12 protein-coding genes are annotated in these 16,608 nt (G+C 73.0%); 8 read left to right on the forward strand and 4 right to left on the reverse strand.

The window, feature by feature from the left end:
- Window positions 1-226 precede the first annotated feature (226 nt).
- Window positions 227-1,588 (reverse strand): glycoside hydrolase family 16 protein, encoded by a 1,362-nt coding sequence (locus OIE69_RS39065; RefSeq protein WP_326581542.1) that lies wholly within the window; start codon window positions 1,586-1,588, stop codon window positions 227-229.
- A gap of 627 nt (window positions 1,589-2,215) precedes the next feature.
- Between OIE69_RS39065 and OIE69_RS39070 the strand changes: the two genes are divergently transcribed.
- From OIE69_RS39070 to OIE69_RS39080, 3 genes are all read left to right on the forward strand, one after another.
- Window positions 2,216-2,371, forward strand: a complete 156-nt coding sequence (locus OIE69_RS39070; RefSeq protein WP_326579854.1) for a DUF6131 family protein — start codon at window positions 2,216-2,218, stop codon at window positions 2,369-2,371.
- A gap of 207 nt (window positions 2,372-2,578) precedes the next feature.
- Window positions 2,579-3,784 carry a cytochrome P450 gene (locus tag OIE69_RS39075; protein ID WP_326579856.1) on the forward strand — a complete coding sequence of 402 codons (1,206 nt, stop codon included), beginning with the start codon at window positions 2,579-2,581 and terminating at the stop codon, window positions 3,782-3,784.
- Between the two features lie 361 nt (window positions 3,785-4,145).
- On the forward strand, window positions 4,146-5,252 hold the full coding sequence (locus OIE69_RS39080) for a type III polyketide synthase (RefSeq protein ID WP_326579859.1): 1,107 nt from the start codon (window positions 4,146-4,148) through the stop codon (window positions 5,250-5,252).
- Window positions 5,253-5,415: 163 nt separating this feature from the next.
- Here the strand turns inward: OIE69_RS39080 and OIE69_RS39085 are convergent, their stop codons facing one another.
- Window positions 5,416-6,324, reverse strand: coding sequence for an alpha/beta fold hydrolase (locus OIE69_RS39085; RefSeq protein WP_326579861.1), 909 nt, complete (start codon window positions 6,322-6,324; stop codon window positions 5,416-5,418).
- Between the two features lie 236 nt (window positions 6,325-6,560).
- Between OIE69_RS39085 and OIE69_RS39090 the strand changes: the two genes are divergently transcribed.
- On the forward strand, window positions 6,561-7,133 hold the full coding sequence (locus tag OIE69_RS39090; RefSeq protein WP_326579863.1) for an Rv1733c family protein: 573 nt from the start codon (window positions 6,561-6,563) through the stop codon (window positions 7,131-7,133).
- Window positions 7,112-7,297 carry a hypothetical protein gene (locus tag OIE69_RS39095; RefSeq protein ID WP_326579865.1) on the forward strand — a complete coding sequence of 62 codons (186 nt, stop codon included), beginning with the start codon at window positions 7,112-7,114 and terminating at the stop codon, window positions 7,295-7,297. The genes OIE69_RS39090 and OIE69_RS39095 overlap by 22 nt, the downstream gene beginning before the upstream one ends.
- 99 nt (window positions 7,298-7,396) lie before the next feature.
- Here the strand turns inward: OIE69_RS39095 and OIE69_RS39100 are convergent, their stop codons facing one another.
- A complete protein-coding gene (locus OIE69_RS39100) occupies window positions 7,397-7,597 on the reverse strand; it encodes a pyridoxamine 5'-phosphate oxidase family protein (protein WP_326581543.1) in 201 nt (66 codons plus the stop codon).
- A 572-nt stretch (window positions 7,598-8,169) separates the two neighbouring features.
- On the opposite strand from OIE69_RS39100, the gene OIE69_RS39105 reads away from it, so the two are divergent.
- On the forward strand, window positions 8,170-9,096 hold the full coding sequence (locus OIE69_RS39105; RefSeq protein WP_326579867.1) for a universal stress protein: 927 nt from the start codon (window positions 8,170-8,172) through the stop codon (window positions 9,094-9,096).
- Window positions 9,097-9,122: 26 nt separating this feature from the next.
- On the opposite strand, the gene OIE69_RS39110 is transcribed toward OIE69_RS39105, so the two are convergent.
- Window positions 9,123-10,028: an aldo/keto reductase gene (locus OIE69_RS39110; protein WP_326579869.1), complete on the reverse strand. Its 906-nt coding sequence runs from the start codon at window positions 10,026-10,028 to the stop codon at window positions 9,123-9,125.
- Between the two features lie 494 nt (window positions 10,029-10,522).
- Between OIE69_RS39110 and OIE69_RS39115 the strand changes: the two genes are divergently transcribed.
- Both OIE69_RS39115 and OIE69_RS39120 read left to right on the forward strand, forming a co-directional pair.
- A complete protein-coding gene (locus OIE69_RS39115; RefSeq protein WP_326579871.1) occupies window positions 10,523-13,129 on the forward strand; it encodes a glycoside hydrolase family 127 protein in 2,607 nt (868 codons plus the stop codon).
- Between the two features lie 68 nt (window positions 13,130-13,197).
- Entirely contained in the window at window positions 13,198-16,599 is a 3,402-nt protein-coding gene (locus OIE69_RS39120) for a glycosylhydrolase-like jelly roll fold domain-containing protein (RefSeq protein WP_326579873.1), read from the forward strand.
- Window positions 16,600-16,608: the final 9 nt, after the last annotated feature.

A 16,608-nucleotide genomic window follows, 5' to 3' on the forward strand; every position in this document is an offset into this window, starting at 1 on the left:
TGCCGGCGCGCTCTTCAGCCGACCCAGGAGGCGAGTGCGATGACGAGCACGAGCGGTGCCCAGAAGATCCGGATACGGGGACATCGCTCATTCCGCGGCGCGGGGCCGGGTGCCTCGGCGACCACCTGGCGGAGGCCGGCCGCCGTGACCGGGGCGTGACACGGTGCCGCCCGCGGCGGCCGGGCCGGGGGAGGTACCGGCCGGGGGCGCCGCGGGCGGCGGGGTGTCAGGTCGTGCTGAAGGTGAACCAGTTGACGTTCACGAAGTCGGCCGGCTGGCCGCTGGTGAACGTGAGGTACACGTCGTGCTTACCGGTGACGCCCGAGATGTTGGCGGGGATCGTCGTCCAGTTCTGCCAGCCGCCCGTGTTGCCGACGGAGAAGCTGCCGATCGGGGCGTTGCTCCGGCTGTCCAGCCGGACCTCGACCAGACCGCTGACGCCACCCCCGGCGCCGGAGGCGACGCGGGCCTTGAACTGCCGGGCCGTGGTCGTCCCGAAGTCGACGCCGGAGTACAGCGCCCAGTCGCCGTTCGCGAGCGACGCCAGGTTCCGGCCGCCACCGCTGTCCGTCGTGTTCTCCACGGTGGTGCCGGACTGCTGCGTGTACGACTCGGCCTGGAGGGTGCCGTACGCGCTGCCCGTGTTCCCGGACGGCGGGGGAGAGGTCGGGGGCTGCGTGCCGCCACCGCCGGAGCTGTAGACGGCGACGTAGTCGACCAGCATCGGCACGCCCGAGACGGTGGAGGCCGTCGGCGTCTTGTACCCGGCCACCGGGTCGGGGAAGGCCCCGCCCATCGCGACGTTGAGCAGGATGAAGTGGCCGTGGGCGGTGGCCGCGTTCCAGGTGGACGCGTCCATCTGGTTCGCGTTCACCGAGTGGAACTGGACGCCGTCGACGTACCAGCGCAGTTGCTGGGGGCTGACGCTGCGGTCCCACTCGAACGCGTAGGTGTGGAAGTTGCCCTGGCAGGCGCTGCCGGGACAGGCCCGGGTGGCGCCGAGGCCGCTGGTCTCGTTGCAGTAGCCGCCCGGGTTGGTGCCGCAGTGCAGGGTGCCCCAGACCTGGTTGACGCCGTTCACGTTCTCCATCAGGTCGAACTCGCCGATGGAGGGCCAGTTCCAGTAGTTGCCCCGGTACGGCGCGCCCAGCGTCCAGAAGGCCGGCCAGTAGCCCGCCGCGGCCGCGCCGGTGACGTTCGGCATCTGGATGCGGGACTCGATGCGGAGCTTGCCGCCCGACGGGGGCTCGAAGTCGCTGCGGCGGGTCTCGATGCGCCCGGAGGTCCAGTTGCCCGCGGAGTCCCGGATCGGGGTGATGCGCAGGTTGCCCGAACCGTCCTGCCGGAGGTTGGCGGTGTTGGAGGTGTACGTCTGCACCTCGCCGGTGCCCCAGTTGGCGGCGCCGCCGGGGTAGCTGGTACCGGTGTCGATGATCCAGTTGTCGCCCGACGGGAGAGAGTTGGCGGCCCCGCTGAAGTCGTCGCTCCAGACGGTGGTCCAGCCGGACGGTGCGGACGGGACGGCGGCCCTGGCCGAGCCGAGCAGGCCCAGGCAGAGCGCGGTCACGGTGGCTGCAGCGGCCACCATCAGGGTGAGCGGTCTGGCGGCGTACCGCCTGCCGGTGGTCGTTCGCGCGGACACGGGTGTGATGCCTCCTCGGAATCGGTGCCGGGGAAGGGTGCGGTTCAGGTCCGAGAGCCGTTGAGAGCGCTCTCATCTGGCGGGAACACCTTCCCGCCAGGGTGAACCGCGGTCAATACATGGAACAAAAGAAGTCGCACACCGTTTCCTGCCTTCACTGCTTGGAGCCGGCGAGGCCGGGCGAGGGCGGGTCGTGCGACGTCACGGACAGGAAGCGACCGCCGGTGCTGGGGTGTTGGGGGCATCACGGGATGCCGCGCTGACTGAGTTCGTGCTGTTGAGAGCGCTCTCTCAGATGAGGTCGTGAACCCGGCCGACAGCACACCGGCCGAAGCCGGCGGTCATGAACCGCGAGGAGCTGGGTAGCCGATCCGTGTACGAATGGGCGTGAATGCGAAGCCGGCAGATCCAGGCCGCAGGCGTGGACGGCGGGCGACGCCGACGGCCGGTCCCGTCCGAACGGGGCCGGGCGCGACCGCGGACCGCGCGGTCAACGCCCCGGGGCCCGTCCCCGGGGGCGCGTCCGGCCCGGGACGCGGCAACGGCGACCAGGGCCGAGCAAGGGAGTGCATCATGATCATCCTCGGCATCATCCTGCTCATCATCGGATTCCTGACAGGAATGTCCATCCTGTGGACCTTGGGAGTCATCCTCGTGGTCATCGGCCTCGTGCTCTGGGTCCTGGGTGTCATGGGGCACGCCGTCGCGGGGCGCCGCCACTACTACTGACGGCCGGTGGGCCCGAGTGCGTGCCGCGCCCTGTGTCCCCGAGGGCGCGGCACCCTCATGGGCGGGGGCGGGGCGCGGCCCTGGCCGGCCGTCCGCGCGGCCCGGGGCGGGGGTCGCCCGGATGGGCCGCCTGCAGTGGTCACCGGCGCGCGCTGGGGATTGGTTGTGATATGTCCCCCCGACGCCCAGGTGCACTGGAGTATTCGCATGGAATCCGGTTCCTCCGCGCACAACTGCCCCTTCGACTTCGCCGAGGCCCTCGAGTTCGACCCGCAGCTGAAGCAGTTCATGGAGAACGAGCAGATCTCCCGCATCAAGCTGCCGCACGGCGAGGGTGAGGCCTGGCTCGTCACGCGGTACGAGGACGTGCGGACGGTGACGACCGACCGGCGTTTCAGCCGCGCCGCCGTCGTCGGCAAGGACTTCCCCCGCATGACGCCGGAGCCGATCGTCCAGGACGAGGCCATCAACGTGATGGACCCGCCGGACAGCAGCCGGCTGCGCTCGCTGGTCTCCAAGGGCTTCACCCCGCGGAACGTCGAGCACATGCGCCCCAGCATCGAGCGGGTCGTCGCCGAACTGCTCGACGGCATGGAGGAGAGCGGTTCCCCGGCCGACCTCGTGGAGCACCTGGCGGCGCCCCTGCCGCTGGCCGCCATCTGCGAGGTGCTCGACATCCCCGACGAGGACAGCTGGGAGCTGCGCGGCCACGCCCGCACCATGATGGACTTCAGCCCCGACAACCGGGACGCCGCCGTCCACTCCAAGGCCTACCTGCGGGAGTACTTCACCAAGCTCACCGCCGAACGGCGCGCCCGCCCGGGCGACGACCTGGTCAGTGTGCTGGCCACGGCCCGTGACGGGGACGAGATCCTCAACGACAAGGAACTCGCCGTCATGGCCATGGTCCTGCTCATCACGGGCCAGGACACCACGTCCAACGAGATCGGCAACATCGCGTACACCCTGCTCACCCGCCCGCGGGAGCTGGCCATGCTGCGCGAGCGGCCGGACCGCATCCCGCAGGCCATCGAGGAGATGCTGCGGTACATCCCGTTCCGCAAGGGCGTCGGCATCCCGCGGATCGCCGTCGAGGACGTGGAGATGGGCGGCGTGCTGATCCGGGCCGGTGACGTCGTCCACGTCTCGTACCTGACCGCGAACCGCGACCCCGAGAAGTACGACCGGCCCGACGAACTGGACCTGGACCGCGCCGGCACGCCCCACATGACCTTCGGCTGGGGCGGCCACCACTGCCTGGGCGCGCCGCTGGCGACCATGGAGCTCCAGGTGGCCTTCAGGGAGCTGCTGCGCCGCTTCCCGGACCTGAGGCTGGCCAAGCCGGCCGACGAGGTGCGGTGGAGCGCCACGTCGATCTGGCGCTACCCGGTGGCCCTGCACGTCGCCTGGTGAACTGCCCGCTCCGGTTCCGGTCCGGCCCCGCACCCCTCACGGGTGCGGGGCCGGCTTCGTCACGTCGTCCCTTGTGAGTGCGGGTGCGGGCCGCTCCGACATGCGGAATCCGCCCAAGTGACGTACATTTTCCTGGTGGACGCAAATCTGAACAGGCCATGAATCCACTTCGACAGCGGCCGGTCCCTTCTTGTGAACCGACTTTTGCCGGGACCTCCTGAAAGTCCTTTGTGGGTGCGCCGATGAATGCGCCCGTACCCCCTACCGCATTTTCGTGACAGGTACGGGCCTGCTCCGGAAATCCCGGAGCAGCGCACCAGATGGACCATAGCCCGCCGAGGGGCAGGAAATGGAGCCACCCATGGCTGTTCTGTGCAAGCCGGTGATCTCGGTTCCCGACAACGTTATCACCTGCGAACAAACGCTTGAGCTGGCACGACGGCTACACAAGGACCACCCGCAACTCGGCCTGACCCTCAGGCTCATTGAGAACACGGGCGTTCAGAAGCGGCACCTGATCCAGCCGATCGAAGAGGTGCTCAAACATCCGGGCTTCGACGTACGCAGCCAGATCTACGAGGCGGAGTCGAAGGCACGGGTACCGGCCGTCGTACGAAAGGCCCTCGACCAGGCCGAGTTGGAGCCCGAGGACATCGACATCATCGTGTACGTATCGTGCACGGGCTTCATGATGCCGTCGCTGACGGCGTGGCTCATCAACAAGATGGGATTCCGCCACGACACCCGTCAACTGCCGATCGCGCAACTGGGTTGTGCGGCGGGAGGTGCGGCCATCAACCGCGCCCACGACTTCTGTACGGCGTACCCCGAGTCCAACGCCCTCATCGTGGCATGCGAGTTCTGCTCACTGTGCTATCAGCCCACGGACCTCAGCGTCGGAACGCTGCTGTCCAACGGGCTGTTCGGCGACGGCATCGCCGCCGCCGTCGTCCGCGGCAGCGGCGGCACCGGGATGCGGCTGGAGCGCAACGCCTCCTACCTCATCCCGAACACCGAGGAGTGGATCTCCTACGCGGTGCGCCAGACGGGCTTCCACTTCCAGCTCGACAAGCGCGTACCCGGCACCATGGAACCCCTGGCACCGGTGCTGCGCCAGGTCGCCGAGGACCACGCGTGGAACGCCGCCAAGCTGGACTACTACATCATCCACGCCGGCGGCCCCCGGATCCTGGACGACCTGTGCCGCTTCCTCGGCGTCCCGGCGGAGTCGTTCCGGTTCAGCCGGGCGACGCTGACCGAGTACGGCAACATCGCGAGCGCCGTCGTCCTCGACGCCCTGTACCGGATGTTCGAGGAGGGCTCCGCCCTCGACGGGCACCGCGGACTGCTGGCCGGCTTCGGCCCGGGCATCACCGCGGAGATGGTCCTGGGGACATGGGTCACCAACGGGCTCGACTCCACGATGACGCCCCAGCACTCCTACGGGGAGTACGACGTCATCACCTGAGCCGCGGCCCCGGCGGGCGACGGTCCGGGCCGGCGGTGACCTGGGACGCCACGGCGTCCCCGGTCACCGGCCGGCCCGGCCCCCCGACGGCCGGGTGAGGCCCGTTCGGCCTTGCGACGCGGCGGCCACGCGGCCGCCGCGTCGCACTCGTTCCTCCGGACCGTCAGGCGGGGACCACCCGCTCCCGGGCGGTCACGAAGCCCACCACCGCCTCCGCGAAGCGCCCGGGCTCCTCGAGGTGGCCGAAGTGCCCGCTGTTCTCCAGGACCACCAGCTCCGATTGGGGGATCAGCTCGTGCAGTTCACCGGCCCACCGCATCCCGCAGATCACGTCGTACCGGCCGGCAACGACCAGCGCCGGCACGGTGAGAGCCCCCAACTGCCCCCGGTCGTCGATGAGATCGGGGGCGAGATTCTCGTCCAGCCCCGAGATGTGCGTACCCGCCACCGCGGCGCGCAGCGGTGCGAACTCCTCCTCCCGGCCCCAGTAGTCGGCGAAGTACGCGGGCAGCAGCCCCTTGAGGGCCGCCGTCATCTCCACGTCGTCGGAGATCGCGGACACCCCCTGGAGGGCCCCCAGGACCTCCGGCAGACCGGGGTGACCCTCGTGCCGGGCGGCGAACTCCTGGACCATGCGCATCGCCTCGGCGCCGTGCTCGGGGCCGGTGACCGGCGCGCTGTCGTACAGGACGATCCCGGCGACGCGCGCGGGCCGGTGCAGCGCGTGGTACTGGACGACGAACCCGCCGTGCGAGTGCCCGAGGAGGTGCACGCGCGGGACGCCCAGGTGGTCGACGAGCGCGTCCAGGAACCGGCTGTAGAGCTCACGGGTGTACCCGTGCGGGTGCGAGGGGAGGCGGCCCGAGCCGCCGGTGCCGGCCGGCTCCGGGTAGACGACCGTGAGCTGCCGTTCGACCTCGGGCATGCGCAGGTACTCCCAGAACACGCCCGGCCCGCCCGAGTGCGCGATGCACACCGGGCCGGTGCCGTGGACGTGGTAGCGCTGGACGACCCCGTCCACCTCGAAGGTGTGGGTGCCGGGGGACAGGGGGCCGGTCAGGGGGGTGGGCATCGGTACTCCGTATCCGGAAGGTGTCGAGGACACCGACAGGACGCGGGGCGGCACGTGAAGTTCGATCGCCGGCGGGTGACGGTCGTCACATCCGGGGCGGCGGTGCCGGGCGCGCCGGGCGCGTACGCACGGAGGGGCCGGTCGGCCCCGTCCTGTGGCGGAAATGATCCGTGCGGCCCCTGCTGCGGGAGCGCCGGCGCGTGCGACGGTCGTCGGACAGGGAAGGGAGCGCGGGCATGGGCGGCAGGGCGGTGTTCTGGCGCTGGCGCCGCAATCCGCTGCGGCGCCGGTGCGATGTCGTGGAGGCCTGTACGGGCGTGGCGGCCGCCCTGCTGATCGCCGCCGGGGCCCCGGCGGCCGGCGCGGCCACGGCGGCCGCGGTGGAGCACTCCGAGCTCCGGCGCAGCCAGGGCACCCACCTGGCGACGGCCTTCCTGACCGAGGACGCCGCGAGGGCCGTGGAGAACCCGTACACCGGCTCCATCGGCAAGGTCCTCACCCCCGTCCGGTGGACCGCGCCCGACGGCTCCACCCGGACCGGCCAGGCCCGCGTCGAACCGGGCAGCCCCGCGGGATCCCCCGCCACCGTCTGGCTGGACGCGAACGGCCGCCTGCAGCAGAACCGGCTCACCCCCGCGCAGGCCGAGGCCCAGGGAGTGGTCTTCGGCACGGTCGCCGCGGCGGGCGCCTGCGCGCTGGTCCTCGCCGGACGCTGGGTCGTCCGCCTGCAGATCGACCGCCACCGCGCGGCGGCGTGGGCCCGCGAGTGGGAGGAGACCGGTCCCTCATGGGGCCACCGCAGGGCCTGAGCCCGGGGAGGCCCGAGCGGCACGAGCGGCACGAGCGGCAGAGCGGCGGAGGAGGCGCGGTGAGCGGCCTGGTGGTCGTGGGAGCGGACGGCTCGGCCTCGAGCCTCGCCGCGGCCGCGGCGGCGGCCCGCGTGCCCAGCCGACCGCGATGCGGCGGCCGGTGACGCCGGCCGGGACGGGGCGGATCCACAGGTCGCGCTCACCCCCTGCCCAGGGATCGCCGTACTCCCGTTCCGCCAGTTCGCGGACGGCTCGCGGGTCGGTCACGGCGGAGGCGACGCCGCGGACGAGCACGCTCCAGCCCTCGCTGGGGCCTCGTCGACGTGGTCGACCTCGAACGCGCACCGGGTGTCCGCGGCTGCCGCGGGCGTGGCGCCCGCAGAGGTGCGGAAGGCGATCACGCCCTCGGCGACCGTGTAGTCGACCGGCAGGACGGCGAGCCCGTCGGGCGTGTCCAGCCCGATCCTGCCGACCCCGTGGGTGGAGAGAGGCGCCCAGCACTCCCGGGGCCGAGTTCGACCAGCTTCGCCCGGTCCGCCGCGCGCCCCCGGCCGGGCGGCAGCCCCGCCTCAGCGCGGACGCGCTCGTCCCCAGCGCCGTGGCCGGCCCGTGCAGCGTGGCACTGCCGGGGGCCGCGGTCGGTTCCTGCTCCACGTACCGCAGGTGGCCCGGGCGATGCCGGCGCGTTCCGTCGTCTCCTCCGGGGACAGGCCCAGTTCCTCCCGGCGGCTCGCGATCCGGTGCCCGATGTCCCCGGCCGCGGCGGCCGCGGCGGCCGCGTCCTGCCGCGTCATGACCGGCCACGTCCCTTCGTACGTCGCGGATGCGTCACCCCCTGCCGTCGCGCCCGGATCCGCCCCCGTACGCTTGATCGCAGCGGTGACCTGCTCCCCACTGTCCCGGACGTCGTATGCCGTCGCCCATGGGCCGATCGGCCCCCGGCCGGGCCCGGCGGCCCCTGCCCGGGGCCCGCGGCCGGCGGGAAGCTGGGGGCGAACAGCCCATGCCCTTCGTCCCGTTCGCCAGGAGGCGCCTCATGTCCCGTACGGTCACCGCCGGTCTCGACGGATCGCCCGAGAGCCGTGCCGCGGCGGACTGGGCCGCCCGCGAGGCACTGCGCCGCGGGCTGCCGCTGCGGCTCGTGCACGTCCACGAGTGGCAGCCGTACAGCTCCGTCTACGCCCCGCTGGCCGGTGCGGTGGCCGCCGTGGACCCCGACGCCCAGCGGGAGTGGGCCGAGTCCGTGCCGCGCGACGCCGCCGCCGAACTGGCCGGGCGCCATCCGGACCTGGAGATCTCCGCCGGTCTCGTGAGCGGGCAGCCCGCGGCGGCCCTCGCGGTCGCCGCCGAGGAATCGGAGCTGCTGGTGCTCGGCTCCCGCGGCCTCGGCGCGCTGGCCGGGTTCCTCGTCGGCTCCGTGGCCTCCGCGACCGTCGCCCAGGCCGTCCGGCCCGTCGTCCTGGTACGGGCCGGTGAGAAGGGCGAGGACGAGCACCGCCCGGACCTCGACGGGCTGGTCTCGCAGTACACGCCCTTCCGCGACGTGGTGCTCGGCATCGACCTGACCCGGCCCCACGACGATCTGCTGGCCTTCGCCTTCGAGGCCGCCGTGCTGCGCGGAACGGGCCTGCGCGTCGTCCACGGCTGGAACCTGCCGGCCTCCTACGGCTACAACCCCGCGGCCATCGCCCTGGACCTGGAGCACGAGCTGACCGGCGCCCAGGCGAAGGCGCTGACCCAGGTGCTGGCGCCGTGGCGGGCCAAGTACCCCGCCGTCGCGGTCGTCGAGGACTCCCTGGCCGGCGGGGCGGCGCACCACCTGATCGAGGCGGCGGCCGACGCCTCGCTGGTCGTGGTCGGCCGCCGTGTCCGGCACGCGGCCGCCGGGCTGCACGTCGGCCCGGTGACGCACGCGGTGCTGCACCACGCCAAGGCGCCCGTGGCGGTCGTCCCCCACGACTGACCCCGGGCACCCTGGCGCGGCCGGGGTCAGCGGGCGGGGCGGCCGGCCGCGTCGATGAGCGCCGTCTCCTCGTCCGTCAGCCGCAGCGCGCCCGCCGCCAGGTTGTCGACCAGGTGCTCCGGATTGCCCGTCCCCGGGATGGCGAGCACGTGGTCGCCCTGGGCGAGCGTCCACGCGAGCCGCACCTGCGCGGGCGAGACGCCGTGGGCGGCCGCGACGGTGAGCACGGCGTCGCTCTCGGCACCGCCGGCGTCCAACCCGTGCTCGCGGCCCTCGCCGGCGATGGAGTAGAAGGGCACGAAGGCGATGCCCCGGGCGCCGCACTCCCGCAGCAGGTCGTCGCTGTCGCGGGCGTCGACGCCGTAGCGGTTCTGGACGCACACCACGGGGGCGATGGCCTGCGCCTCGGCCAGGTGCTCGGGACGGACGTTGGAGAGCCCGAGGTGGCGGACGAGTCCGGCGTCGCGCAGCTCGGACAGGGCGCCGAAGTGCTCGGCGACGGAAGTGCGGCTCATGAAGCGGAGGTTGACCAGGTCGAGGTGGTCGCGGCCGAGCTGCCGCAGGTTCTCCTCGACCTGGCCGCGCAGCTCGTCGGGACGGGCGGCGGTGGCCCACTCCCCGGAGGCGTCCCGCGCGGGCCCCACCTTGGTGGCGATGACCAGGTCCTCCGGGTACGGCGCCAGGGCCGAGTTGATGAGCTCGTTGGCCGAACGCAGCCGTGAGAAGTAGAAGGCGGCGGTGTCGATGTGGTCGACGCCGAGTTCGACGGCGCGGCGCAGGACGCCGATCGCGCGGTCGCGGTCGCTGGGCGTGCCGAGGTGGAAGGCGGCGCTGCCGGTCAGCCGCATCGCGCCGAAGCCGATCCGGTTGACCTTCATGTCGCCGAGGAGCCAGGTGCCGGCGGCGGCCGCGGAGATCTCGTCAGTGGTCATGGGTGACTGTTCCTTTCGCCGTCAAGGAGTATCCCCCGGAGTCTGACGCTGCCGGAATGCGGCGGCGTGCCCACTGCCGCCCGTGAACGCCCGGTGCGGCACGGTGACCGCGCTCGCTGCCCCCCTTCTGGACTTGAACGATTCAGTGCGCGCCGGGGAGGAACATACGCGGCGACGGCTGCCGCGACAAGGCGCCCGGCTCCGGAAGCCGCGCCGCCGCCATTGGGGGTGGACCGCCGGCGTCCAGATGTCCCTTGTCCAGCCATTTGTGACGGTCCGTCGGGGACGTGGCCCCACGTCCCCCGGAATGTCCGGCGGCCCTTGACGGTCTCCGTGAAGTCACCCTAGGTTGCCGCTGGCTCTAAAAACGATTCATTCGCTCTCAGGCCAGTGGCCGGGCATCGGGCTGCCCGGCCAACCGCGTTCCACGGCCGCATACCGCCGGGCAGCCGCCGACCGGTGGTACTCCTCCGTGCCCGGAAGGAGTTCCGAGAATGTCCGCACCACACCCCTCCCAGCCGTCCCGCAGGAATGTGCTGACCGCCGGCGCCGCCGCGGCCGCGACCCTGTCGGTGGCGGCCCAGGCCGTCCAGGCGGCCCCCGCAGCCGCCGCGCCGAGCGTCTCCGAGCCGCCGGTCGCCGGCCGGAGCGGGCCGACGCCCGCCGCGCGTCCGAGGCTCGCCCCGCTGCCGCTGTCCGCGGTACGCCTGCTGGCGAGCCCCTTCCTCGACAACATGCGCCGCACCAGCGCCTATCTGCGCTTCGTCGACGTCGACCGGCTCCTGCACACCTTCCGCCGCAACGTCGGACTGCCCTCGTCCGCCGAGCCCTGCGGCGGCTGGGAGGCCCCCGACGTCCAGCTGCGCGGCCACACCACCGGGCACCTGCTCTCCGCGCTCGCCCAGGCCCATGCCAACACCGGCGACCAGGTCTACGCCGACAAGGCCCGCGTCCTCGTCGCCGCGCTCGCCCAGTGCCAGGCGGCCTCGCCCGGCGCCGGGTTCCACGACGGATACCTGTCGGCCTTCCCCGAGTCGGTCTTCGACAGCCTGGAGGCGGGCGGCAAGCCCTGGGCGCCGTACTACACCCTGCACAAGATCATGGCCGGGCTGCTCGACCAGTACACCCTGAGCGGCAACGGGCAGGCCATGACCGTGCTCCTGGGGATGGCCGCCTGGGCGGACGCGCGCACCGCGCCGCTGCCGTACGAGCGCATGCAGTCCGTGCTCAAGGTCGAGTTCGGCGGCATGAACGACGTCCTGACCCGCCTCCACCTCCTCAGCGGCGACCCCGCGCACCTGCGTACCGCCCGCCGCTTCGACCACGAGGAGCTCTACGCGCCGCTCGCCGCCGGACGCGACGAACTCGCCGGCCGCCACGCCAACACCGAGATCGCCAAGATCGTCGGCGCGCCGTACAGCTACGAGGCCACCGGGGACCGCCGCTACCTCGACATCGCGCGCACCTTCTGGCGCACGGTCGTGGAGCACCACACGTACGCCATCGGCGGCAACTCCAACCTGGAGTTCTTCGGGCCGCCGGACGAGATCGTGAGCCGTCTGTCGGAGAACACCTGCGAGAACTGCAACAGCTACAACATGCTCAAGCTCGGCCGGCAGCTGTTCCTGCACGAACCGTCGCGCACCGCCTACATGGACCACTACGAGTGGACCCTGTACAACCAGATGCTCGGCGAGCAGGACCCCGACTCCGAGCACGGCTTCGTCACGTACTACACCGGGCTGTGGGCCGGTTCGCACCGGCAGCCCAAGGGCGGGCTGGGGGCGGCGCCCGGCAGCTACAGCGGCGACTACGACAACTTCTCCTGCGACCACGGCACCGGCCTGGAGACCCACACCAAGTTCGCGGACACCATCTACTTCCAGTCCGCCGACGCGCTCTACGTCAACCTCTTCATCCCCTCCGAGGCGGACTGGCGGCCCCACGGGGCGACGGGCAGGGTGACGATCCGTCAGCACGCCGTCTCCGGGGACACCGTGCGCATCACCGTCGCCGAGGGCGGCGGCCGCTTCGCGCTCAAGGTCCGGATACCGGGCTGGCTGGCGGACGGCCCGGGACGGGCCCGGGTCCGCGTGGCCGGACACCCCTACACCGGCCGCGTCGAGCCCGGCAGCCACCTCACCCTCGACCGGCGCTGGCGGGCCGGGGACACCGTCGAACTCACACTGCCCCGCGAACCCGTGTGGCGCCCCGCGCCCGACAACCCGCAGGTGCGCTCGGTGTCGTACGGGCCGCTCGTGCTGGCCGGCACCCACGGTCCGACGGAACTGACGACGATCCCGGAGATCCGGCCGGAATCCCTGCGCCCCGTGCGCGGCGCCGACGGCGTGTTCACCGCCGAAGCGGACGGCGGCGCGGTCACCCTCAGGCCGTTCCACCAGGTCCACCACGAGAACTACAGCGTCTACTGGGCCGTCGCCCCCCGCCCCGGCCGCGAACGCGACATCGCCCGCTACCCCCTCGACGAGGGCGCCGGCACGACCTCCTTCGACACCACGCGGACGTTCGCCCCCGCCGCGCTCACCGCGGGAGCCTCCTGGACCGCGGACGGACCGGACGGACCGGGCGGCCGGTCCGCCGTCGCCCTCGACGGTGCCGGGGGCCACGTCGCGCTGGCCCCGGCCCTGACCGCGGGGCTGTCCGAGCTGACCGTCAGCATGTGGGTGCGGGTGGACGTCCTGGTCAACTCCGCCCGCGTCTTCGACCTCGGCTACCACAAGGACACCTACCTGTTCCTCACCCCGCGCACCGGCGCGGGACGCGCCCGGGCCGCCCTGAAGATCGCCGGCATGGAGGCCGAGGACGTCGTCGACGCCGCCGCGCCGCTGCCCGCGGGCCGCTGGACCCACGTCGCCCTCACCCTCGGCGACGGCACCGGCATCCTCTACGTCGACGGCGCCGAAGCCGGCCGCAACCCCGCGATGGCCGCGAGCCCGCTGCTGCTCGGCACGACCACGCACAACTACCTCGGCCGCTCGCAGAACCCCACGCACCCCTACCTCACCGGTGCGGTCGCCGGCTTCCGGCTGCACAACCGCGCCCTCGCGCCCGCCGACGTCGCCGCCCTCGCGACCGCCTGACACGGCCGGCGGGAGCGCCAGGTCCCGCCCTCCCGCCTCCCCCCGCCCCCACCTCACGGAGTACCGCCATGCCTGAATTCCCCCTGTCCAGACGCCGTTTCGTGGCCGCCGCGGGAGTGACCGGAGCCGCGCTGGCGTCCGGCCTGCCCCTCCCCGCGTACGCCGCACAGCAGCACCACGGCACGACGGAGGCGACCTGGTCGCCCGCACGCTTCGCCGACCCCGCCAAGGACAGCCGCCCGACGGTCTACTGGTACTGGAACGGCCCCGTCACCCCGGAACTCGTCGACGCCCAGATGGCCGATCTGCAGGACAAGGGGATGTACGAGGTGGTCCTCTTCCCCTTCGACAACGCGGAGATGCAGCCGGTCTTCTTCACCGAGGAATGGTTCGCGATCGTCGGCCACGTCCTGAAGACCGCCGAGAAGACCGGCATGCGGGTGTGGATCTTCAACGACGACCACTTCCCCAGCGGCCGCTCCGGCGAGTACATCGTCAAGGGCGGCCAGGTCGGCTCACGCACCTACCCGCCCCGCCCGGACCTGCGGCTGAAGGCCCTGTGGCGGTCCAGCACCGTCGTCTCGGGCCCCGCCACCGTCGACCTGCGCACCACCACGGGCGTCGGCGTGGACGCCACCTCGCTGGTCGCCGACGCCGCCGTCCTGGGCGGTGCCGCCGTGCTGCGCGGGGGAGAGGAGTGGCACGACTACACCGTCACCGGCAGCGCCCGGGCCGACCAGGTGGCCGCCGGACTCGTCGTGCGGGCCGCCGCCGACGGCGCCGCGGGCTACGCCGTCGAGTTCGACCAGACCGGCGTCGTCACCGTCTCGCTCCTCCGGAAGGACCGCGACCCCGTCGAACTCGCCCGCTCCACCCGCACCGACGGCTTCAACAAGACCAAGTTCCACACCCTCGCCGTCACCGTCAGCGGCGCCACCCTGACCATGACCCTCGACGGCAAGGCCAAGGGCACCGTCACCGACACCACGCACCCCGCCGGAGGTGTCGGCGTCCGCGCCACCGGGAACCAGCGCGCCCTGTGGGCGAGCCTCGGCGTGACCGCCGGCGACGGCACCGCCCTGTACTCCAGGACGGCCTTCGACAACCCCGCCGCCGCGGGCGACTTCCCCGCCCGGATCCCGCCCGCCGGCGTCGCGACTCCCGTCGCGGCCGCCGCCCGCCCGGTCGGCGCCACCTCCGGCGACCGGCTCGTCGAACTCACCGGGGAGCTCGGCGACGGCAGCACCTGGCGCGTCCCCGAGGGCGACTGGCTGATCGACGTCTTCGGCGGAACCCCGTTGATCGACGACTCCCAGGGCTACAGCCGCAGCTACGTCGACCTCCTCGACGACGAGCCGGTGGAGCTGTTCCTGGACATCGTCCCCGGCGAGTACCACCGCAGGTTCGCCCGCTACTTCGGCAACGTCATCCCCGGCTTCTGGGACGACGAGCCGTTCTTCGCCTCCGCCGAGGCCCACTTCAAGCGCCTCCCGTGGTCGCCCACCCTGGCCGCCGCCCTGCGCAAGACGGGCACCGAGCCCGGCACGGCCTACGCGACGGCCTTCGACGACCTCGGCCGCACCGGCCGCATCACCAGGGGCCGCTACTGGCAGGCCGTCTCGGACCGGTTCGCCGGCTACTTCCGCAAGCAGTCGCAGTGGTACGAGAAGCGCGGCGTCGCGCTCATCACCAACCCGCTGTACGACGAGACCTCGCCCTCCAAGCGGATCGTCTCCACCGGCGACCTGCACAAGGTCCACCAGTGGGCGCAGGTGCCCGGCGGCGACATCATCACCGCCGAGTACGTGGCCGGACAGCCCACCATGATCCCCCGCAACCCGGTGAGCGTCGCCCACCAGATGGGCCGCGACCGGGCGCTGCTGGAGTGCTTCGGCAACATGGGCTGGCAGGTCGCCCCCGACTTCGTGCGGGCGCTGGTCGGCGCGAACGCCGCCCGCGGCGTCAACCTCACCGTGCTGCACGCGCTGTGGACCGACGAGCAGCGCGTGTTCTTCCCGCCGCCGTTCGGCCCGCGCGCGCCCTGGTGGTGGGCGATGGAGCCGATCGCCGACTGGATCGGCCGCGTCATGGAGGTCGCCCGCGGCACCTCCGGCGCCCGCACCGCACTGATCCAGCCGCAGCGCGCCGCCGAGCAGTGGCGCGGCACCACCCGCCAGGGCGAGGTCGACGGCGCCTTCACCGACGCCGCGTACGCGCTGGAGAGCGCGCAGGTCGACTTCGACCTCGTCCACGAGGGCGCCCTGTCCGGGGACCCGGAACTGCTCGCCCACGCCCGCGTCCACCAGGGACGGCTCGTCGTCGGCGAGGCCGGCTACGACCTCGCCGTCCTCCCCGTCACCCCGACCCTCGACGCCGCCGCCGTCGCGCGCCTCGACGCCTTCGCCCGGCAGGGCGGCACCGTCGTCGCCGTCGGCACCCTGCCCCAGGAGGACGCCGACGGTCGCGACCGCACCCTGGAGCGGGCACTGAGCGCCCTCTTCGGCGACGCCGTCCCGGGCAGCCGCCGCGTCGGCGCGGGAACCGCCGTCCGTGTCGCAGGCACCGCCGCCCTCGGGGACGCGGCGCGGGACGCCGGAGTCGCCGCGGCCGTCCTCGAACCGCAGGCACCGGCCGTCCGCGTGCTGCGCACCACCCGCGGCAAGGACGTCGCGTTCCTCCTCAACAACGAGAGCGGCGCACCGGTCGACACCGTCGCCGTGCTCCCCGCCGACGGCGTCCCCGAACTCTGGGACCCCGTCACCGGCACCGTGCGCCCGGCGCCCGTCCACCGGCAGCAGAAGCACGGCGGCGTCCGACTGCCGCTGCGGCTCGCCCCGTACGAGACCCTCGCCGTCGTGGTGCGCGCCGGCGACAGGCCCCGGCCGCACCTCACCGACAGCACCCTGCCCGCCGCGGCCATCGCCTCCGTCACGGCCGCGGGACAGACCCTGCGCGTCACCGCCGTCCTCGACGCCCCCGGCGACCATGTCCTCACCGGCACCGACGGCGGCCGCGCCTACCGGGGCACGGTGAGCGTCACCGACCCGCTCGCGCCCGTCCCCGTGGCCGGCGACTGGACGCTCACCCTGCAGCGCGCCGGGGCCACCCCCGTCACCGGCCCGCTCGGCAGCTGGACGGCCGTGGAGCCGCTGTTCTCCGGCAGCGGCGTCTACACCACCGAACTCGTCCTGGACGCCGGCACCCTCGACGGCCGCGGCTTCCGCCTCGACCTCGGCCAGGTCAGGGAGGTCGCCCAGGTCACCGTCAACGGCACCGAGCTGCCCCCGCTGCTGTGGACCCCGTACACCGCCGATGTGACGGACCTGCTGCGCGCGGGACGCAACACCCTGACGGTGCGGGTGTCCAACACCCTGTCGAACGAGCGCAACAAGCCCCTGCCGTCCGGCCTCCTCGGCCCGGTGACCCTGCGGCCCTACCGCAAGGTCACTGCCGCCCTGCGCCGGATCTGACGTGCCGTC

The organism is Actinacidiphila glaucinigra (assembly GCF_035918135.1).
GTDB lineage: Bacteria > Actinomycetota > Actinomycetes > Streptomycetales > Streptomycetaceae > Actinacidiphila > Actinacidiphila glaucinigra.

What these genes read in the sequence shown, in the direction of transcription:
- OIE69_RS39070 (WP_326579854.1), top strand. Translation starts at nt 2,216, where the DNA reads ATGATCATCCTCGGCATCATCCTGCTCATCATCGGATTCCTGACAGGA.
- OIE69_RS39080 (WP_326579859.1), top strand. Translation starts at nt 4,146, where the DNA reads ATGGCTGTTCTGTGCAAGCCGGTGATCTCGGTTCCCGACAACGTTATC.
- OIE69_RS39065 (WP_326581542.1), bottom strand. Translation starts at nt 1,588, where the DNA reads ATGGTGGCCGCTGCAGCCACCGTGACCGCGCTCTGCCTGGGCCTGCTC.
- OIE69_RS39115 (WP_326579871.1), top strand. Translation starts at nt 10,523, where the DNA reads ATGTCCGCACCACACCCCTCCCAGCCGTCCCGCAGGAATGTGCTGACC.
- OIE69_RS39120 (WP_326579873.1), top strand. Translation starts at nt 13,198, where the DNA reads ATGCCTGAATTCCCCCTGTCCAGACGCCGTTTCGTGGCCGCCGCGGGA.
- OIE69_RS39110 (WP_326579869.1), bottom strand. Translation starts at nt 10,028, where the DNA reads ATGACCACTGACGAGATCTCCGCGGCCGCCGCCGGCACCTGGCTCCTC.
- OIE69_RS39095 (WP_326579865.1), top strand. Translation starts at nt 7,112, where the DNA reads ATGGGGCCACCGCAGGGCCTGAGCCCGGGGAGGCCCGAGCGGCACGAG.
- OIE69_RS39105 (WP_326579867.1), top strand. Translation starts at nt 8,170, where the DNA reads ATGTCCCGTACGGTCACCGCCGGTCTCGACGGATCGCCCGAGAGCCGT.
- OIE69_RS39085 (WP_326579861.1), bottom strand. Translation starts at nt 6,324, where the DNA reads ATGCCCACCCCCCTGACCGGCCCCCTGTCCCCCGGCACCCACACCTTC.
- OIE69_RS39090 (WP_326579863.1), top strand. Translation starts at nt 6,561, where the DNA reads ATGGGCGGCAGGGCGGTGTTCTGGCGCTGGCGCCGCAATCCGCTGCGG.
- OIE69_RS39075 (WP_326579856.1), top strand. Translation starts at nt 2,579, where the DNA reads ATGGAATCCGGTTCCTCCGCGCACAACTGCCCCTTCGACTTCGCCGAG.